Raw genomic sequence first — 18,828 nt, 5'->3', positions numbered from 1 at the left:
TCGGTGGCCTCGGCCACCCTGGGCGCCGCCCGGCCGAGGCGTCGGAGCAGTCAGCGGCCGTCGCGCGTCGGCTCGTGGTCGGGCACGGTCGCGCCGACGGCCGGACGGCTCAGCGCAGCTCGTTGATCCGGATCAGGGTGCCGGTGGAATCGCGCAAGGCCAGGGCGGCGTCCGCGTCGGTGTGCGGGACAACGGCGTTGGGCATGCCGATGTTCATGGCGGTCACGCTAGTTGCGGCTACGTGGCCCGTGCTTCTCGATTCCTGATCGGTCTGGTGACCTGTTTCGAGAGGCACGGCGGCATCTCCGCCGTCTCGTGAGCCTGCTCGGCCCGATAGGTGCTCGGCGGCATCCCGACCAGCTCGGTGAAGCGGGTGCTGAAGGTGCCCAGCGACGAGCAGCCGACCGCGAAGCAGACCTCGGTGACGCTGAGGTCGCCACGACGCAGCAGCGCCATGGCGCGCTCGATGCGCCGCGTCATCAGATAGGAGTACGGCGACTCGCCGTAGGCCTGCCGGAACTGGCGGCTGAGGTGCCCGGCGGACATGTTCGCGCCGCGGGCGAGCGCCTCGACGTCCAGCGGCTGCGCGTACTCCCGGTCGATCCGGTCGCGGACCCGGCGCAGCCGGGCGAGGTCACTCAGGCGCTGCGCGTCGGCGGATCTGCTGGTCACCCGGCAGATCGTGCCACATCCGACGGGGCCTGGAGCAGTGCCGACGGCCGTGCGGTGCGGGACAACGCCCGTGGTCCGTTCCTCGTTCGCGCCGCCCGGGGTGCGTCCGGGTTTCATGCTGATTCGGGGTTCGTGGGGCGATTGGTGGGCATAGCGTCAGGCGTGGCGGCTTCCGGCCGCCGGGCCGTCCCCGTGGGCGGTCACGGCCGAGCGACGGTGGTGCGGACGTGGACAGGACCGAATCGACGGTGCTGGACGACTTGGAAGGCAAGGGCCGGGGCACCGGGCTGCCCCGGCTGCTGGGCGTGGTCAGTCTCGCCCTCGGCGCGGGCGGCCTGCTCGCCCCGCGCGCGGTGGCCCGGCTGACCGGGGTGGACGACTCCCCGCAGGCTGCGGGCGTCATCCCGGCGGTGGCCGCCCGGGAACTGGGGCACGCCGCCGGGCTGCTCACCGGACGCCGCCCCGGCGGCTGGGCCTGGACCCGGGTGGCCGGGGACGCGGCTGACCTGACCCTGCTCGGCCGGGCGCTGGCCGACCGGTGCGGCGAGCGGCGTCGACGGGTCGCCGTGACCACCGCCGTCGTCGCCGGCATCGCCGTCGTCGACCTGCTCGCCGCCGTCCGCGCCGTCCGCGCCCGCCGGGCCAGGGAACGGCTGATCCTCATGGAGGTCGGCGTCACCGTCAACCGGCCGGCGTCGGAGGCGTACCGGTTCTGGCGGGACCTGGAGAACCTGCCCCGCTTCATGGCCCACCTGGAGGCCGTCCGCGCCGACGACCTGCGCCGCTCGCACTGGACCGCACGGGGCCCCGCCGGCCGGCTGGTCGGCTGGGACGCGGAGATCGTCGAGGACCGCCCGGACGAGCTGATCGCCTGGCGGTCGCTGCCCGGCGCCCAGGTGCCCAACGCCGGCCGGGTCCGCTTCGTGCCGGCCCCCGGCGACCGGGGCACCGAGGTCCGGGTGGAGCTGGGGTACGCCCCGCCCGCCGGGCGGGTCGGCCGGGCGGTGGCGAAGCTCTTCGGCGAGGAGCCGGAGCAGCAGATCCGCGACGACCTGCGCCGGTTCAAGCAGGTGCTGGAGACCGGTGAGGTGGTCCGCTCCGACGCCAGCCCGCAGGGGATCACCCTGCACCAGCAGCTCAAACAACGTCCCGCCCAGCCGCTGCCCGCCCGCTGAACGCCACCGGGAAGGAAACACGATGAGAGCCACCACCTGGACGGGCAAGGACAGCGTCAAGGTCGTCGACGTGCCCGATCCGCGCATCATGAACGCCCGGGACGCCATCGTGAAGATCAGCTCGACCGCGATCTGCGGCTCCGACCTGCACCTTTACCACGGCTACATCCCGGCCATGCGCAAGGGCGACATCCTCGGCCACGAGTTCATGGGCGAGGTGGTCGAGGTCGGCCCGGAGGTCGACAACCTCGCCGTCGGCGACCGGGTGGTGGTGCCGTTCCCCATCGCCTGCGGCAACTGCGCCTCCTGCCAGCAGGGCCGCTACTCGGTCTGCGAGAACTCCAACCCCAACGCCGGCATCGCCGAGAAGATCATGGGCCACTCGCCGGCTGGCATCTTCGGCTACAGCCACCTGCTCGGCGGGTACGCCGGCGGCCAGGCCGAGTACGCCCGGGTGCCGTTCGCCGACGTCGGCCCGATCAAAATCCCCGACGAGGTGCCCGACGACCAGGCGCTGATGCTCGCCGACATCTTTCCGACCGCCTACATGGGGGCCGAGATGTGCGACATCGCCCCCGGCGACGTGGTCGCGGTCTGGGGTGCCGGGCCGGTCGGCCTGCTCGCCGCCGCCAGCGCCCGGCTGCTCGGCGCGGAGCGGGTCATCGTCATCGACCGGTACCCGTACCGGCTGCGGCTCGCCGCCGAGCGGGCCGGCGCGGAGACGATCAACTACGAGCAGCTCGACGTGCTGGACGAGCTGAACCGGCTCACCGCCGGCCGGGGTCCGGACGCCTGCATCGACGCGGTCGGGCTGGAGGGGCACCACGGCAACGCCGCGATGTACGCCTACGACCGGGTGAAGCAGGCCGGCCGGCTGGAGACCGAGCGGCCCTTCGCTTTGCGCGAGGCGATCCTGTCCTGCCGCAGCGGGGGAGTGGTCTCGGTGATCGGGGCGTACGGCGGGTTCGTGGACAAGTTCCCGATGGGCGCGTTCATGAACCGCTCGCTGATCATGCGGACCGGGCAGTGCCACGTGCAGCGCTACACCCGGCCGCTGCTGGAGCGGATCGTGAAGGGCGAGATCGACCCGAGCTTCGTCATCAGCCACCGAATGCCGCTGAAGGACGCCGCCAAGGGCTACAAGATCTTCCAGAAGAAGCAGGACGACTGCACCAAGGTGGTGCTCAAGGTCTGACGGCGCGGGCCGCGCGACGATCCGTCACCCTGGCTGATCCGCTCAGGGCAGCGGCCACTCGTGCACCGGGCGGTTGCTGTGCATCAGGTCCACGTAGTGGCGCACCACCTCGCACAGCGCCGCCGGCCGGTCCAGGTGGTCGGCGGACTCCAGCCGGTGCAGGGTCTCCACCTGCCAGGTCGCCCCGTTGCGCCCGGTCAGGCAGCGCTGCTCGATGATGCTGAGCAGCCGGTCGCGCTCGGCCGGCTCCAGCCCCCACCGGTCCAGCCCGTGGTACGCCAGCGGCAGCAGCCGCCGCAGCACCAGCTCGGTCACCGGCAGGTAGCCCAGGCCGGGCCAGTAGACCTGCGCGTCGATGCCGTGCCGGGCGCAGTTGGTGAAGTTCTCCTCCGCGGCGCTGAACGACATCTGCGACCACAGCGGACGGTCGGACTCCGCCAGGGCCCGGACCAGCCCGAAGTAGAACGCGCCGTTGGCGACCGTGTCCAGCACCGTCGGCCCGGCCGGCAGCACCCGGTTCTCCACCCGCAGGTGCGGGCGGCCCTTGAGCACGTCGTAGACCGGCCGGTTCCACCGGTAGACGGTGCCGTTGTGCAGCCGCAGCTCGGCCAGCTTCGGCACCCCGCCGGCGGCCAGCGCCTCGGCCGGGTCCTCCGGGTCGCAGACCGGCAGCAGCGCGGGGAAGTAGCGGACGTTCTCCTCGAACAGGTCGAACACGCTGGTGATCCAGCGTTCACCGAACCAGACGCGGGGGCGTACCCCCTGGGCCTTGATCTCCTCGGAGCGGGTGTCGGTGGCCTGCTGGAAGAGCGGGATGCGGGTCTCCCGCCACAGCTCCCGGCCGAAGAACAGCGGCGAGTTCGCGCCGAGCGCCACCTGGATGCCGGCGACCGCCTGGGCGGCGTTCCAGTAGTCGGCGAACTGTGCCGGGCTGACCTGGAGGTGGAACTGGGTGCTGGTGCAGGCCGCCTCCGGGGTGATGGTGTCCGCGGTGGTCGCCAACCGCTCCACCCCGTTGATCGAGATCCGCAGGTCCTCGCCCCGGGCGGCGAAGATCTGCTCGTTGAGCAGCTCGTAGCGCGGGTTCTGCGACAGCGTCGCGGCGGTGAGGTGCTCCGGGCGCAGGGTGGGCAGGATGCCGATCATCACCATGTGCGCGCCGACCGTGCGCGCCTTCTGCTCCGCCGCGTTCAGGCTGGCCCGGACGTGCTCCTCGAACTCGGCGGTGCCGGTGCCGGCGAGCCGGCGGGGCGCCACGTTGATCTCGACGTTGAACTGCCCCAGCTCGGTCTGGAAGCTGGGGTCGGCGACGGCGGCCAGCACGTCGGCGTTGCGCATCGCCGGCATCGACTCCTCGTCGACCAGGTTCAGCTCGATCTCCAGCCCGGTCATCGGCCGCTCCACGTCGAACCGCGACTCGCGCAACATCTCGGCGAAGACGTCCAGGCAGCGGCGTACCTTCTCGCGGTAGCGGGCCCGGTCCTCTCGGCTGAAGGTCCGCGCGCCGACGTCTTCGCCCATTGGTCACCACCCTGTCACCCTTGGTTCCCCCAACCTCGCACGTTCCGGCGCGGGCGGGGAAGACCCGAAGGACTCTTACCTACCCATTCGCGGCCTGCGTGATCCCCGTCCCTGCGCTGCCGTTCCGCCCCGGGTCGAGCGACCCGGCTGGTTAACATGGCGCGATGCGTGAGAAGACGACCCGGCTGTTCGTGGCAGCGGCGATCGCCGAGGCGTGCTCCTGGCTGGCCCTGCTGGTCGGCATGGCCGTCAAGTACGGCCCGCCGGCCAACGAGATCGGCGTCAAGATCTTCGGGCCGATCCACGGCGGACTCTTCGTCGCCTACGGGCTGCTGGTGCTGGTGATGGCCCGGACCCACCGGTGGAGCCTGCCGGTCACCGCCGTCGCCCTGGTCAGCGCCGTGCCGCCGTTCGCCACGCTGTTCTTCGAGCGCTGGGCCCGGCGGCGGGGCATGCTCCGCACCATCCCCGAGCCGGCCCGTCCGCTCACCCCGGTCGGCTAACCGCCCCCGGCCGTCAGGAACGCCCCCAGCACGGCGGCGAGCTGCTCCGGCGCCTCCTCGGCCAGGTGGTGCCCGGAGTCGACGGCCGCCACCCGCAGGTCCGGGGCCCACTCGCGCCAGATCGCGGCCGGTTCGCCGTACAGCTCCGCCAGGTCGTCGCGGGTGGAGAAGCAGAACAGCACCGGGCAGCCGATCCGCCGCCCGGCGGCCCGGTCGGCCTCGTCGGCCGCCCGGTCCGGCCCGAGGCCGGCCCGGTAGTCCTCGCACATCGCGTGCACCGTCGCCGGGTCGTGGATGGCCCGGTGGTAGTCGGCGTACGCCTCCGCACCCATCTCGTCAGGGGAGCCGCCGTACCAGGCGTCGGGGTCGGCGTTGATCACCCGCTCGGCCGGCTTGTCCGACTGGGCCAGGAAGAACCAGTGCCATCACCGGGCGGCGAAGCGGGCGTCGCACCGGGCCAGCGCCTCGCCGATCGGCACCCCGTCGAGGACGCCGAGCCGGCTCACCCGGCCCGGGTGGTCCAGCGCCGTACGCATCGCCACGTAGCAGCCCCGGTCGTGGCCGACGACCGCCGCCCGGTCGTGGCCGAGGGCGTCCAGCAGGCCGACCACGTCGGCCGCCATCGCCCGCTTCGCGTACCCGGCGTGGTCGGGACCGGCCGGCGGCTTCGACGAGCCACCGTAGCCGCGCAGGTCCGGGCAGATCACGGTGAACCGCTCGGCGAGCAGCGGCGCCACCCGGTGCCAGGTGGCGTGGGTACGCGGGTGCCCGTGCAGCAGCACCACCGGCGGACCGGACCCGCCGTGCCGTACCCGCAGCCGGACGGGGCCGACGTCGATCTGTTCCAGGGCGAATCCGGCAAACATGGCATCCCCGGTGCCCGGTGCGGCGGGCGGGGAAACTCCTCAGCCGGTGACCACCGAGCAGGCCGCCACGCCGGCGAGCAGCAGCGCGCCGAGCAGCGCCTGGAGCAGCAACGGCGGCCCCAGGTGCGACCAGACGGTCGCGGTGCGCGGGGTGAGCAGCTGCCCGGTGGTGACGTTGACGATCCGCTCCACCCGGGGCGGCAGGTCCGGGTCGGGCTGCCGGCGCAGGGTCAGCTGCACGTGGTCGGCCGGGTGCAGCGCGCTCTGCGGCAGGTGGCCGTGCAGCTCCACCTCGTAGAGCAGGCCTGCGGCGTCGCGCACCCGCAGCGGGGTGACCAGGAACTCCGGGCCCTTCTTGAGGTCTTTCCAGCCGCGCCGCGAGCCGCCGCCCCCGCCACCGGTGGCGAGCAGGCTGCGCACCAGCAGCATCAGCAGCCCCACCACGCTCGCCGCGGTCAGCACCGCGACCAGCACCGGCTGGCCGACCCGCACCTCGCGGGGATATCCCTCCAGCAACCGGACGACCCGCCCGGTGAGGATCCGCTGCGTCGGATGCACGACGCGGAGCCGGAGATCGCTGTCCATGGCCACCACCGAGAGTCCGGATACGTGCACTGATGGTAGCGGTCCCCCCGGTCGAACGACGTGAATGAACCCCGGTCACGCGGTCGTGCCGGCGAGGTGACATCCCCGGCGGCGCGGGTAAGCGTGCGGCCGAGCTGGAAAGGGGTCTCGAGCATGCAGCTGTCCTTCCTGCGCCCGCTCTACGACCGTCCCGGGCCGTGGTGCTCGGTCTACCTGGACGCCTCCAGGGACACCCACGACGCCCACCCCCAGGTGGACCTCCGCTGGCGGGACCTCAAGGGGCGCCTGCTGGAGCAGGGGGCCGACGCGGTGACCGTCGAGGCGATCGGGCAGGTGGTGCGCGGACACGATCCGATGCCCGGGGACTACGGCGTGGCGATCTTCGCCGCCGGTGGGCGGGTGGTGCTCACCGAGTACCTCAGCGCGCCACCGTTCAAGAACCTGGCCGTCTGGTCCGCCCTGCCGCACACCATGCCGCTGGTCGCCCAGCGGGGCGAGCAGATCGCGTGGGTCCGGGTGCTGGCCGACCGGACCGGCGCCGAGGCGATCGCGATCAGCGCCGGTGGGGTGCCCCGCCGGGCCCAGGTCGCCGGCCGGGAGAGCGGCCAGTTGCGCCGGGTCCAGCCGGGCGGCTGGTCGCAGTCGCGCTACCAGCGCTCCTCCGTGGAGGCCTGGCACCACAACGCCGGCGACGCCGTCGCGGCCACCGTCCAGCTGGCCGAGCAGGTCGGCGCCGAGGTGGTGGTGGTGGCCGGGGACGTCCGGGCCACCGGCATGATCGCCGCGCAGCTGCCGGAACGCTGGCAGGACGTGATGGTGCGTACCGACGCGGGCGCGCGCGCCGGCGGTGCCGACCCGCAGCTGATGGACGACATCACCGTGCAGGCCATCGCCGAGGTCGCCGAGCAGCACATCAACGCCGCCCTCGACCGCTTCGGCATGCAGGAGGACGTGGGTGCCGGGCTGGAGGCCGTGGTGGCCGCCCTGCAGCGCAACCAGGTCGACACCATGCTCATCGTCGACGACCCGTCGGCGACCGGTCAGCTCTGGATCGGTCCGGAGCCGACCGACATCGCCATGGAGCCGGGGCACCTCGCCGCGGTGCGCGACCCGCAGCAGGTCCGCGCGGACGCGGCCCTGGTCCGCGCCCTGGTCGGCACCGACGCCGAGCTGGCCGTCCTCGGCCGGGACGAGGCACCCGACCTGACCGACGGCATCGGCGCGGTGCTGCGCTACGTGGACGCCGGCACCCCCGGGCGCGGCAATGGCTGACCGGACGGTCGCGGACCTGGTGGTGGACCGGCTGCGGGCCTGGCGGGTGCCGCGCGCCTTCGGCTACCCGGGCGAGGCCATCGCCCCGCTGGTCGAGGCGCTGGACGCCGCCGGGGGTGACCCGGAGTTCGTGCCGGCCCGCCACGAGGAAACCGCCTCGTTCATGGCCACCGGGCATGCCAAGTTCACCGGTGGGATCGGCGTCTGCCTGGCCACCCAGGGCCCCAGCGCGGTGCACCTGCTCAACGGCCTGTACGACGCCAAGCTGGACAGCAAGCCGGTGGTGGCGATCGTCGGGGAGGACGTCACCGGTCCGCTGGGCGGCGCGCACGAGGAGATCGGGCTGAGCCGGCTCTTCGGCGACGTGTGCAACCAGTTCGTCCGGTACGGCCGCGCCCCGGGGCAGGTGGTGGTCCTGCTGGACCAGGCGTTCCGGACCGCCGCGGCCACCCGCAGCCCCACCTGCGTGGTGCTGCCCCGGGAGCTGCAGGAGACCGCCGTACCCGATCTCCAGCCGCAGGCGGCCGGGGTGCTGACCGCGACGCCGGGAGAGCCGCTGGCCCGGGTGCTGCCGCACGACGCGGACCTGGACGCCGCCGCGTCGCTGCTCACCGTCGGGCAGCGGGTGGCGATCCTGGTCGGTCAGGGCGCCCGGGGCGCGGAGGACGAGGTCGTGGCCCTGGCCGACCGGCTCGGCGCCGGGGTGGCCACCTCGCTGCTGGGCAAGCCGGTGCTCGACGAGCGGCTGCCGTTCCACACCGGGGTGCTCGGCGAGGCCGGCACCACGGCCGCCGCGCAGCTGATGGGCGGCGCCGACACGCTGCTGCTGGTCGGCACGAACGACCCGTGGACCGACTACTTCCCGATGGCCGGGCAGACCCGGACCGTTCAGATCGACATCGACGGGCGGCGGATCGGCACCCGCTACCCGGTGGACGTGCCGCTGGTCGGCGACGCCGCCGAGACGCTGCGCGCGCTGCTCACCCGGGTGCACGACCAGCCGAACCGGCAGTGGCGCGCCACCGTCGAGGGCTCGGTGGACCGCTGGCGGCAGGAATCGATCGCCCGGGCCGGGGCGCCAGCCCAGCCGGTCAACCCCCAGCTGGTGCTGCACGAACTCTCCCACCGGCTGCCCCGGCGCGGCTCGGTGGCCGTCGACGTGGGCTCGGTCATCTACTGGTACGCCCGCCACCTGGAGCTACCGCCCGGGGTGAACGCGCAGCTCTGCGGCACGCTCGGCTCGATGGGCTGCGCGCTGCCGTACGCGCTTGCCGCCAAGCTCGCCCATCCCGACCAGCCGGTGCTCGCGTTGCTCGGCGACGGCGCCATGCAGCTCAACGGCCTCGCCGAGCTGATCACCGTGGCGCACCGCTGGCACGAGTGGGCGGATCCGCGGTTGGTGGTGCTGGTGCTCAACAACCGCGACCAGTCCGGCATGGGCGGCGGCCGGCAGGTCACCGACCCCACCCACCGCCGCCCGGACGTGCCGTACGCGGGCTGGGCCCGGCTGCTCGGGCTGCACGGGGTTCGGGTCGACCGGCCGGACCTGGTCGGGGCGGCCTGGGACGAGGCGCTCGCCGCGGACCGGCCGTGCGTGCTGGAGGCGGTCGTGGACCCGGAGGTGCCGCTGCGCCCGCCGGAGCCGGCGCTGGCCGACCTGCGGGGGGTCTTCGCCGACGGAGACGCCGCCCGCCGGGTGCGCGAACGGATGCTCGCCACCCGGATGACCGTGGAGGCGGAGGACCTCGTTTAGGGCAACCGGGGCAGGGCATCAGGAGACCCCCAGCCGTTACCGGGAGGTTCCATGTCCGACTCCGTCGACCGCCGCTACGGCCCCGCGCCGCTGCCGCAGCCCCGGGGCACGGTCTCCACCGCCGTCATCGAGGCGCTGGTCCGGCCGCCGCACGAGCTGCCGGCCGGGCTGGGCGCGGAGTTCGACCCGGCGGACCCGGTGGTCGACGAGGACCTCCAGCTCACCCTCTTCCTCTGCTACGAGCTGCACTACCGGGGCTGGCAGGGGGTGGACGAGGACTGGGAGTGGCAGCCGTCGCTGCTGGCGCTGCGGTCGGCCGCCGAGCGGCCCTTCGAGGCGACGCTGCGCCGGCTGGTCGGCCCGCTGCCGGCGGTGCTGCCCGGCGGGGTGCCGCGCGCGCTGGCCGACCTGGTGGCCGCCGACGACGGCCCGTCGCTGGCCGCCGCGCTGCAGCGCCGGGCGACGCTGGCCCAGTTCCGCGAGTTCGTCGCCCACCGGTCGATCTACCACCTGCGGGAGGCCGACCCGCACAGCTGGGGGCTGCCCCGGCTGGCCGGTCCGGCCAAGGCCGCGCTCGTGGAGATCCAGATGGACGAGTACGGCAACGGCCGGCTGGACCGGATGCACGCCGAGCTGTTCCGCCGCACCCTGGGCCGGCTCGACCTGGACACCGGGTACGCGGCGTACCTGGACCGGGTGCCCGCGGTCACGCTGGCCACCAACAACCTGATCTCGCTGTTCGGCCTGCACCGGCGGCTGCGCGGCGCGCTGCTCGGTCACCTCGCCGCCTTCGAGATGACGTCCTCGCTGCCCAACCGCCGGTACGGCAACGGCCTGCGCCGCCTCGGGCTGGACGACACGGCCACCCGCTTCTACGACGAGCACGTCGAGGCCGACGCGGTGCACGAGCAGATCGCCGCACACGATCTCTGCGGCGGGCTGGTCCGCACCGAGCCCGGCCTCGCCGCCGACGTGCTGTTCGGTGCGGCGGCCGCCCTGGCGGTGGACCGGCTCTTCGCCGGCCACCTGCTGGACAGCTGGGCGGCCGGCGGCTCGTCGCTGCGGGCCGTCGCCGAACCCTCCCGGCTCGCCGTGGCCGCCTGAGCCGTCCCGGCGGCACGCCGCGCAGCCGTCCCGGCGGCAGGCCGCGCCGGTTGCACCGTTGAGCGGGCGGTGCCCTCCCGGCGGCGGGTCAGCACTCCCGGTCGGTGCCCGCGCGGAAGTTGATCGCCTTGTGCGTGCCGTCGCAGAACGGCTTCAGCGCCGACTTGCCGCACCGGCACAGCGCCACCGTGCCCCGCCGGGCGTCGATGCTGCGTCCGTCCGGGGTGACCAGCGCGAAGTCTCCCCGGACCAGCAGCGGTCCGTCCTCGTAGGGGGTGATGGTGGCCGCCGCGTCGGCGGCGGGGTGCTCGGCGCTCATGGGACCGGATGTGCCCCTGCCGGCCCGGCCGAAACCCCCTGGCATGGCCGGACGCCGGTGGGCGGCGACTCACCCGAGCGCCCCGGACCGGCGTACCGCCGCCCAGCCGAGCATTGCCCCCAATGCCCGTTTAGACCCCATCCGGACGGGAAGCCGGGCCGCGTGGTGAGCGAACGAGGCAAGGTGGGGCCGGTGCCCAAGGTGCAGAAGGGGCTGACGGCGGACGGCGCCGGCATGGCCGGCGACCGGGTCGTCGCCGTGGGCAGCACGGCCCGGGTGCTGGTGGCGGCCACCGCCCGGGCCCTGCGCGGCGACGACTGCGGCGACCTCGGCCAGTCGACGCCGCTGTCCCGGTTCACCGCGGCGCCCGAACCGGTCCGCCGGGCCGCCGCCGCGCGGGCCGCCAGTCGGGTCGCGCTCACCCCGGACCAGACGGCCGAGGTCGACGCCGAGCGGGTCGCCCGGTGGATCGTCGACCAGTACCCCCGCCGCCGGTACCCCGGGGTGGTGCTGGGCTCCCCGCACGCCTCGGCGATGCACCTGGCGGTCGCCCTGGGCGTACCGTGGCTGCCCGCCGCCTTCGAGATGAGCGCGCACTGGACCCGTGGCGCGGTGGACCGGCCGCGCGCGGCCCTGGACCACGGCGCGGCGCTCGCCGCCCGGGTGCTGGCCGGCAACCCCGAGCTGCACCTGCGGCAGGTGCACTGCCCGGCCAGCCGGGGCGCGCTGGCCGGGTCCACGGTGTCGCTGGTGGCCCGCTGGCAGGCCCTGCCCCAGGCGTACGCCCGCTTCCTGGCCGACCGGCTGGAGCCCGCCGCGTCGCTGCTGGTGGTCCGGGACGCGCGCACCTGGCCGGTCAGCGACGAGGGGCAGGGGCACAGCTTCCAGCTCGGCTGCCCGGGCAGCGGCCTGGAGCCGGTGGACTTCCACCCCGACTCGCACGCGCTGCGCCAGGTGCTCCGATCGGCCGGCGGCGACGGCGGGCACTGGGAGCCGCCGGAGGTCTCCGCCGCCGGCGAGCACGCCGAGCACGGGGTGGAACCCGGCTTCGTCGACGGAGCGCGGCGCTGGGGGGGGCGCCACGGCCACGGGCTGCACGAGGTGCGCGTCCCGCAGCCCACGGCCCTGAGCGCCGCCGTCGCCGACCTGTACCGGCGCTGGCTGCGGCGGGCCGGCAAGACCGGCGACCGGCTGGTGGTCGAGTGCGGCCGGCTGCTCGACCCGTGGCAGGTGGTGCGGGCGGGGCTGGTGCCGTACTGGTGCGAGAACGCCACCCGGCGCAGCGTCGACGGGGTGGAGTTGTGGCTGGCCGGCAGCGAGCCGTTCAGCTCGGTGGACGTGCTGCCCGAGTCGCCGGGGATGCGCTCGCCCGCCCTCGCCGGGCTGCCCCAGTGGCTCGCGGTGGCCGCGTTCGGCCGCCGCCGCCGGGCGCTCGACCGCACCGCCGCCCGGGGCTACCCGGTCGCCTCGGTGCCCACCCGCCGGGCCACCGAGGTGCTCCGCAACCAGCCGTACGACCTGCCGGTTCCGCCGCCGCTCGGGGTGGCCGAGGCCCTCGCCGCGCTGCGGGAGGACGGTGCTCCGATGGGCCTCGCCGTCTCCTGAATCCGGCGGGAAATCGGACGCCCGGCGGTTTCCCGTCGACCCGCCGGACCGAGCTGCCGAAACATCCTCGCGAACCCGGGGTCGCGTGATTGAGTACCTACGGAGCGGGAACACCGCTCGCTGCGACGGACCGAGCACGCCGCGTAGCGTGCTGTCGTCGCTCTCGCGCGTCCGGTGACACCGGCGCGGCACGTGACCCAACTTCCGGCCCGGTGCGTGGCCCGACCACGCGCACGACCGGCTCCCATCCGGGCGGGGGACCTTCCTGAGGGAGGCGCGGATGTTAGGACAGACCACCACAACCACCACCACAACCACACCACCGCCGACGGAACGCGGCCTGGAGGACCTGGACGCGGCCGCGCTGGCGTACGCGGCGCGGATCGCGGGCCTGCCACCCGAGCGTCGGCAGGAGGCCCGGGACGACCTCGTCCGGTTCGCCCTGCCCTTCGCCGGCCGGCTGGCCCGCCGCTACCGGGGGCGCGGCGAGCCGCTGGAGGACCTGGAGCAGGTGGCCCGCCTCGGCCTGGTCAACGCCGTCGACCGGTACGACCCCGAGCGGGGTTCGTTCACCGCCTACGCGGCGATCACCATCGTCGGCGAGATCAAACGGCACTTCCGGGACCGCACCTGGGGGGTGCACGTACCCCGCCGGCTGCGCGACCTGATCCTGGAGGTCGGGCAGGCCACCGCGGCGCTGACCAGCGAGCTGTCCCGGGCGCCGAGCGTGGCGGAGCTGGCCCAGCGGCTGGAGACCCCGGAGGAGGAGATCCTCGCCGCGCTGGAGTCGGCCGCCGGCTACAGCCCGGCCTCGCTGAACGCGCCGGTGGGCGGGGAGAGCTCGGCCGAGTTCGGCGACCTGGTCGGCGAGTCCGACAACGCGCTGGAGTCCGTCGACGACCGGGTGACGGTCAGCGGACTGCTGCACCGGCTGCCCTGGCGGGAACGGCGCATCCTGGCCATGCGGTTCTACGGCAACCAGACCCAGGCGGAGATCGCCGCCCGGTTCGGCATCTCCCAGATGCACGTCTCCCGGCTGCTGTCCCGGGCGCTGACCTGGCTGCGCCAGGCGATGCTCGCCGACGCGCCGCCGCCCTGGCAGAACGGCGCCGCCGAGTGCGAGACCGGCCGGAACCGGATCGCGCTCAAACGCACCGGCGACCGGGTGGTGGTCGAGGTCGGCGGCGAGATCGACCGGGACGGCGCCGACCAGCTGCGCCGGGTGATGCTGGAGGCGGTCACCGGCCAGCCCCGCGAGGTGGTGGTCGACCTGGACGGCGCCGGCGGGGTCGACGCCGGCGGGATCGCCGCCCTGATGGCCGGCCGCGACGCGGCGGCGCGCACCGGCGTCCCGCTGCGGCTGACCCGGGTCCAGCCCGCGGTACGCCGGTCGCTCACCGCCGCCGGCCTGCCCGCCACCGCCGACGCCTGATCATCGCCGCCCGACCCCGGCACGGTTCCCTCGTGCCGGGGTTGGCGGCTGCCCGCTTCCCGCGACAGTTGTCGCCGCATCGGCCGGCCGCGGCGCGAGGGCGCCACGGGGGCGACACGGTGCGGCCGCCACCACCTAATCGCGGTGATGGCGGCCACGTGCCCGTCGGCGCGGCGAGCGCCCGGTCAGTGCTCCTCGGGGTCGCCCTTGGTGTGCGGATGCCGCCAGCGCTCGTCCGGCTCCGGGCGTTCCTGGGAGCCGAGCGGGTTGCCCTCCGGCTCGTTGGTCTGCTCGAAGCTGGGCCGGCGCACCACCTCGGGCTCCGGTACCTCGACCGGCCTGGCCCCGGACTGCGGGGCGGGCTGGTACTCCACCGCCTCCCGCGCGCCGTGCGCGCCCTCGGCCGCCGGCGACTCCGGGACGTGCCGCTCGTGGTGCAGCTCCTCGCGGAACTCCTGGGGCGGGCGGGTGGTGCGCTGCGGCAGGTCCCGGCCCAGGTCGGCGACGTGCGGGCCGTACTTGGCGTCGAACGCCGGGCGCTCGGAGCGGATCCGGGGCATCCGGTCGAAGTTGCGCAGCGGGGGCGGGCAGGTCGTCGCCCACTCCAGGGAGTTGCCGAAGCCCCACGGGTCGTCCACGTTCACCATGGCCCCGTACCGCCAGGACTTCCAGACGTTGTAGATGAAGAACAACGTGGACGCGCCGAGGATGAACGAGCCGATGCTGGAGACCGTGTTCAGCGTGGTGAAGCCGTCCTCCGCCAGGTAGTCGGCGTACCGGCGGGGCATACCCTCGTTGCCCAGCCAGTGCTGGACCAGGAACGTCATGTGGAAGCCCAGGAACATCGTCCAGAAGTGGATCTTGCCGAGCCGCTCGTCGAGCAGCCGGCCGGTCATCTTCGGGAACCAGAAGTAGATCCCGCCGAAGAACGCGAAGACCACCGTGCCGAAGAGGACGTAGTGGAAGTGGGCGACCACGAAGTAGGTGTCGGTCACGTGGAAGTCCAGCGGTGGACTGGCCAGTTGTACGCCGGTGAGGCCGCCGAGCAGGAAGGTGACCAGGAAGCCGACGGCGAAGAGCATCGGCGTCTCGAAGGTGATCTGGCCCTTCCACAGGGTGCCGATCCAGTTGAAGAACTTGACCCCGGTGGGCACCGAGATCAGGAAGCTCAGCACGCTGAAGAACGGCAGCAGCACCTGCCCGGTGCCGAACATGTGGTGCGCCCAGACGGTCATCGACAGCACGGTGATCGCGATGGTGGCGAGCACCAGACCGGTGTAGCCGAAGATCGGCTTGCGGGAGAAGACCGGAACGATCTCTGAGATGATCCCGAAGAACGGGATCGCGATGATGTAGACCTCGGGATGGCCGAAGAACCAGAACAGATGCTGCCACAGCATCGGCCCGCCGGTGGTCGAGTCGAAGACGTGCGAGTCCAGGATCCGGTCAGAGGCCAGCGCGAGCAGCGCGGCCGCCAGCAGCGGGAAGACGAACAGCACCAGGACGCTGGTGAGCAGAATGTTCCAGGTGAAGATCGGCATCCGGAACATGGTCATCCCGGGCGCGCGCAGCGTGAGGATGGTGGTGACCAGATTGACGGCGGTGAGGATGGTGCCCAGACCGCCGATGACCAGCCCGACCACCACCATGTTCGCCCCGACGCCGGGGGAGTGCTCCAGCGTGCTCAACGGCGGGTAGGCGGTCCATCCGAAGTCGGCCGACCCGCTTGGCGTGGCGAAGCTGCCGTACAGCATCAGGCCGCCGAACAGGAACAGCCAGTAGCCGAACGCGTTCAGTCGGGGAAACGCGACGTCCGGGGCGCCGATCTGGATCGGGACGATGTAGTTGGCCATTCCCAGAGCCGCGGGTGTGGCGAAGAGCAGCAGCATTGCCAGCCCGTGCGTGGTGAAGAGTTGATTGTACTGCTCGGACGAGAGGAGCTGCAGCCCTGGCCGGGCCAGTTCGCCTCTGATCAGCATCGCCTCGATCCCGGCGACCAAAAAGAAGAAGAAGGCGGTGACCAGGTACATCAGGCCGATCTGCTTGTGGTCGGTGGTGCCGAGCAGCTTGATCAGGTGGTTGCCCGGCAGCGCCGTGCGGACCGGGCCGGGGAAGCCGCCGAACCGGGCCGGCGCCAGGATCGCCGGCCCCCGGTCTCGTGCCGGCTCCGTGGTTACCCGTCTGGGCATGGCTTCTCACCCCGTCATGACGACAGAAAGGACGAGCGCGACTACCCGTCCCTCCGCCATGTAACCAGGCGAGAGCGGTAATTTCGGTCAATTCGCCTGGACGAGTGCCCAGACCACCTTGCCGTCGACCAGCGGCGAACTGCCCCAGCGCTGCGCCATCTCCCGAACCAGCAGCAGGCCGCGGCCGCCCTCGGCGCGCAGCCCGGGACTCGCCGCGTGGGCGGCCGTCCGGCTGCCGTCGGTCACCGCCACGTGCAGGTACGGCCGGCGCAGGGTCAGCGTCACCTGCATCGGCGTGTGCGCGTGCCGCACCACGTTGCCGACCAGCTCGCTGAGCACCAGCGAGGCCGGGCCGACCAGCTCCGGCGCGTTCCACCGGCCGCAGGCCTCGCCGACCAGCTCCCGGGCGCGCCGGCAGGCGCTCGCCACCGGCTCCAGCCGGGCCCGCAGCCGCGGCGTGGCGACCTGGCCGGCCAGCCGGGTCGCCTCGGCGCAGTCCCGGTGCACCGGCACCACCCGGCAGGTGGTGGACGCGGCGAGCCAGGCGGCCGCCTCCGACGGGGGAGCGCAGACCAGCAGCGGCACGGCCGGCCACCCGTCGGCCTGGCGGGCCGTGGCGGCGAACACGGACAGCGCGAGCCGGTCGGCGACGGTGACGTCCTCCAGGTCCACCACCAGCGCGTCCGGCTGGGCGGAGAGGCAGCGGTCCAGCACGGTGTGCACCGACCGCATCGTGCCGAGGTCGAGCTCGCCGTGCAGGTGGACGACGGTCACGGGTGACTCGTCGCGCACCTCGCAGGTGATCCGGCTCGCCATCGGCCCCTCGATTCCGCTCGCATGCCCAGATCCAGCCAGGTACCCGGGGGTTCTCCGGGTGAAACCGGACCGACCGGATACGGTGGCCGGGTCAGTGGCGATCCCCGTCACGGCGGGCGAGCACGCCGAGCGCCAGCATTCCCACGCCGAGCGCGAGGTGCAGGACGTCGTCGGCGGGGTTGACCGGGATGACGTTCGCCGCGCTGCGATGGTCGACGGCCAGCCCGTAGAGCCACAGCACCAGGTAGACCGCCCCGCCGCCGACCAGATAGGCGCGCGCGAGCCCGACGGTGCGCGACAGGGCCAGCCCGGCCACGCCGAAGGCCAGGTGCAGCAGGTTGTGCAGCACCGACACCTGGAACAACCCGAGCAGCAGGGCACCGGACTGATGCCCGGCCAGCCGCAGGTCGGCGTAGTCGCTGGTCACCCCGGGCACGAACCCCAGGGCCCCGATCAGGAGGAACACGGTGCCGACCGTGGCGGCGGCCCGGCGTACCGGCGCGCGGCCGTCCGCCGGGTTGCGCCGGGCCCGGGAGTGGGCCATCGGACCGGCCATCGCGCGCTCCCTCCGTCGCGGCGTGGCGTTCCCGCCTCCCGGTGAGACAAACGGGCCCGGACCGCGCCGGTCCGGGCCCGTGAGAGCAGGGGGTACGCCTCAGGCGACCTGCAACTGCCGGGCCCGGGCGCCCTGGCGGACCCGCTCGTACAGCTCGACGTAGCGCTGCGCCATCAGCGCCGGGGTGAACCGGGTCGCGGCCTCCCGCCGGCACTCGTCCGCGTCGAGCAGGCTGGCCGCCAGCAGCAGGTCGCCGAGCTCGTCCTCGTCGGTGGTGAGCAGGCCGGTGCGTCCGTGCTCGATCAGCTCGGGCAGGCAGCCGCGGGCGGTCGCCACGACCGGGGTGCCCAGCGCGAGGGACTCCACCACGGCCGTGCCGCCCGGTTCCTCCCAGCGCAGCGGAAACAGCGAGGCCTTCGCCCCGGCCAGCAGGTCGTCGCGCTCCTGACCGGCCACCGTGCCGACCCAGCGGACCAGCTCGCCGTCGACGTGCGGGGCCACCTCGTCGTAGAAGAAGCGCACGTCGGGGTTCTGCCGGGCCTCGTCCCCGGCGGCGGCCAGGTCCTCCGGCCGGTGGTACGGCCCGACCGGCCCGGCGAGCACCAGCGGCACCCCGACCCGCTGGGCCAGCCGGGCGCCCACGTCCTGCCCCTTGCCCGGGTTGATCCGCCCCAGGATGATCGCGTAGTCGCCCTTCTCCGGGCGCGGCGCGCGGTCCGCGCCCACGGCCAGCGGGGTGGACAGGTGCACGTGCCCCACCGAGTGCTCCCGCAGCGCCCGGGGAGCGCGGGCCAGCTGGGAGGCGGAGACGCCGTTGACCCGGACCCGGTCACCGGCGTCCAGGTTGCCGTAGAGCTCGGGGTGCTTGGCCAGGTCCCAGTGCAGGGTGTGCAGCACGGGCGGGCCGTCCGGCCCCATCGCGGCCAGGGTGGCCAACCCGACCGCCTCCACGTGGTCGTGCACCAGGTCGATGTCGTCGCGGTGGTGCAGCTGCCGGATCACCCCGTTGAGGTGGGCCTGGGAGACGCCGCACACCTGGTTGTAGGGGCGTTGCAGGGCGTGGAACTGCCCGTCGGGAAAGACCGAGAACTTCTCGTCCACCGGCAGGGTGCTGCTCTCCACCGAGGCCAGCACCACCCGTACGCCCAGGCGCCGCAGCTCCGGCACCAGGGTGGCGATGACGTTCTCGATCCCGCCGTAGCCGGGAGGCGGCACCGACAACCACGGGCCGGCGTTCATCAGGACGGTGAGGCTCATCGCGCTGT

18 protein-coding genes are annotated in these 18,828 nt (G+C 73.7%); 8 read left to right on the top strand and 10 right to left on the bottom strand.

All coding sequences use genetic code 11. The features are described from left to right. Positions 1-237 precede the first annotated feature (237 nt). Complete coding sequence (locus GA0074696_RS19435) at positions 238-672, bottom strand: helix-turn-helix transcriptional regulator (protein ID WP_172894337.1); 435 nt, start codon at positions 670-672, stop codon at positions 238-240. 227 nt (positions 673-899) lie between these two features. Between GA0074696_RS19435 and GA0074696_RS19430 the strand changes: the two genes are divergently transcribed. Both GA0074696_RS19430 and GA0074696_RS19425 read left to right on the top strand, forming a co-directional pair. After that, a complete protein-coding gene (locus GA0074696_RS19430; RefSeq protein ID WP_088962411.1) occupies positions 900-1,847 on the top strand; it encodes an SRPBCC family protein in 948 nt (315 codons plus the stop codon). 22 nt (positions 1,848-1,869) lie between these two features. Further along, positions 1,870-3,042 (top strand): zinc-dependent alcohol dehydrogenase, encoded by a 1,173-nt coding sequence (locus GA0074696_RS19425; RefSeq protein ID WP_088962410.1) that lies wholly within the window; start codon positions 1,870-1,872, stop codon positions 3,040-3,042. Positions 3,043-3,084: 42 nt separating this feature from the next. On the opposite strand, the gene GA0074696_RS19420 is transcribed toward GA0074696_RS19425, so the two are convergent. Beyond that, positions 3,085-4,563: a glutamate--cysteine ligase family protein gene (locus GA0074696_RS19420; protein WP_088962409.1), complete on the bottom strand. Its 1,479-nt coding sequence runs from the start codon at positions 4,561-4,563 to the stop codon at positions 3,085-3,087. Between the two features lie 164 nt (positions 4,564-4,727). Between GA0074696_RS19420 and GA0074696_RS19415 the strand changes: the two genes are divergently transcribed. Further along, the gene (locus GA0074696_RS19415) at positions 4,728-5,066 is read left to right on the top strand and encodes a DUF3817 domain-containing protein (protein ID WP_088962408.1); all 339 of its coding nucleotides are present in this window, start codon (positions 4,728-4,730) and stop codon (positions 5,064-5,066) included. Here the strand turns inward: GA0074696_RS19415 and GA0074696_RS32655 are convergent. Genes GA0074696_RS32655 through GA0074696_RS19405 form a run of 3 tightly spaced genes read right to left on the bottom strand, consistent with a single transcriptional unit; the run spans position 5,063 to position 6,526 of the window. Then, a complete protein-coding gene (locus GA0074696_RS32655) occupies positions 5,063-5,446 on the bottom strand; it encodes an alpha/beta fold hydrolase (RefSeq protein WP_231925081.1) in 384 nt (127 codons plus the stop codon). The genes GA0074696_RS19415 and GA0074696_RS32655 overlap by 4 nt on opposite strands. Before the next feature lie 45 nt (positions 5,447-5,491). Further along, the gene (locus tag GA0074696_RS32650; protein ID WP_231925080.1) at positions 5,492-5,932 is read right to left on the bottom strand and encodes an alpha/beta fold hydrolase; all 441 of its coding nucleotides are present in this window, start codon (positions 5,930-5,932) and stop codon (positions 5,492-5,494) included. A gap of 39 nt (positions 5,933-5,971) precedes the next feature. Beyond that, positions 5,972-6,526, bottom strand: a complete 555-nt coding sequence (locus GA0074696_RS19405) for a hypothetical protein (RefSeq protein WP_172894681.1) — start codon at positions 6,524-6,526, stop codon at positions 5,972-5,974. A 144-nt stretch (positions 6,527-6,670) separates the two neighbouring features. Here GA0074696_RS19405 and GA0074696_RS19400 point away from each other — a divergent pair, with 144 nt between their 5' ends. Genes GA0074696_RS19400 through GA0074696_RS19390 form a run of 3 tightly spaced genes read left to right on the top strand, consistent with a single transcriptional unit; the run spans position 6,671 to position 10,646 of the window. After that, on the top strand, positions 6,671-7,789 hold the full coding sequence (locus GA0074696_RS19400) for a baeRF2 domain-containing protein (RefSeq protein ID WP_088962407.1): 1,119 nt from the start codon (positions 6,671-6,673) through the stop codon (positions 7,787-7,789). Next, positions 7,782-9,542 (top strand): thiamine pyrophosphate-binding protein, encoded by a 1,761-nt coding sequence (locus tag GA0074696_RS19395; protein ID WP_088962406.1) that lies wholly within the window; start codon positions 7,782-7,784, stop codon positions 9,540-9,542. The genes GA0074696_RS19400 and GA0074696_RS19395 overlap by 8 nt, the downstream gene beginning before the upstream one ends. 51 nt (positions 9,543-9,593) lie before the next feature. Then, complete coding sequence (locus GA0074696_RS19390) at positions 9,594-10,646, top strand: iron-containing redox enzyme family protein (RefSeq protein WP_088962405.1); 1,053 nt, start codon at positions 9,594-9,596, stop codon at positions 10,644-10,646. An 88-nt stretch (positions 10,647-10,734) separates the two neighbouring features. On the opposite strand, the gene GA0074696_RS19385 is transcribed toward GA0074696_RS19390, so the two are convergent. Then, on the bottom strand, positions 10,735-10,965 hold the full coding sequence (locus tag GA0074696_RS19385; protein ID WP_088962404.1) for a CDGSH iron-sulfur domain-containing protein: 231 nt from the start codon (positions 10,963-10,965) through the stop codon (positions 10,735-10,737). 234 nt (positions 10,966-11,199) lie between these two features. Here GA0074696_RS19385 and GA0074696_RS19380 point away from each other — a divergent pair, with 234 nt between their 5' ends. Together GA0074696_RS19380 and GA0074696_RS19375 are read left to right on the top strand one after the other, a co-directional pair. Beyond that, positions 11,200-12,570 carry a hypothetical protein gene (locus GA0074696_RS19380; RefSeq protein WP_088964678.1) on the top strand — a complete coding sequence of 457 codons (1,371 nt, stop codon included), beginning with the start codon at positions 11,200-11,202 and terminating at the stop codon, positions 12,568-12,570. 280 nt (positions 12,571-12,850) lie between these two features. Continuing rightward, a complete protein-coding gene (locus tag GA0074696_RS19375; protein ID WP_088962403.1) occupies positions 12,851-14,002 on the top strand; it encodes a SigB/SigF/SigG family RNA polymerase sigma factor in 1,152 nt (383 codons plus the stop codon). Positions 14,003-14,187: 185 nt separating this feature from the next. Here the strand turns inward: GA0074696_RS19375 and ctaD are convergent, their stop codons facing one another. The 4 genes from ctaD to GA0074696_RS19355 form a co-directional block, all read right to left on the bottom strand. After that, entirely contained in the window at positions 14,188-16,191 is a 2,004-nt protein-coding gene (ctaD, locus tag GA0074696_RS19370; protein ID WP_088962402.1) for an aa3-type cytochrome oxidase subunit I, read from the bottom strand. An 87-nt stretch (positions 16,192-16,278) separates the two neighbouring features. After that, positions 16,279-17,007: an ATP-binding protein gene (locus GA0074696_RS19365; RefSeq protein WP_088962401.1), complete on the bottom strand. Its 729-nt coding sequence runs from the start codon at positions 17,005-17,007 to the stop codon at positions 16,279-16,281. Positions 17,008-17,098: 91 nt separating this feature from the next. Continuing rightward, complete coding sequence (locus GA0074696_RS19360) at positions 17,099-17,563, bottom strand: DUF4383 domain-containing protein (RefSeq protein WP_088962400.1); 465 nt, start codon at positions 17,561-17,563, stop codon at positions 17,099-17,101. A 99-nt stretch (positions 17,564-17,662) separates the two neighbouring features. Further along, complete coding sequence (locus GA0074696_RS19355; RefSeq protein WP_088962399.1) at positions 17,663-18,820, bottom strand: glycosyltransferase; 1,158 nt, start codon at positions 18,818-18,820, stop codon at positions 17,663-17,665. Positions 18,821-18,828 lie beyond the last annotated feature (8 nt).

Source organism: Micromonospora purpureochromogenes (assembly GCF_900091515.1).
Classification (GTDB): Bacteria; Actinomycetota; Actinomycetes; order Mycobacteriales; family Micromonosporaceae; genus Micromonospora; species Micromonospora purpureochromogenes.
This window is presented reverse-complemented; position numbering and strand designations above follow the sequence as displayed.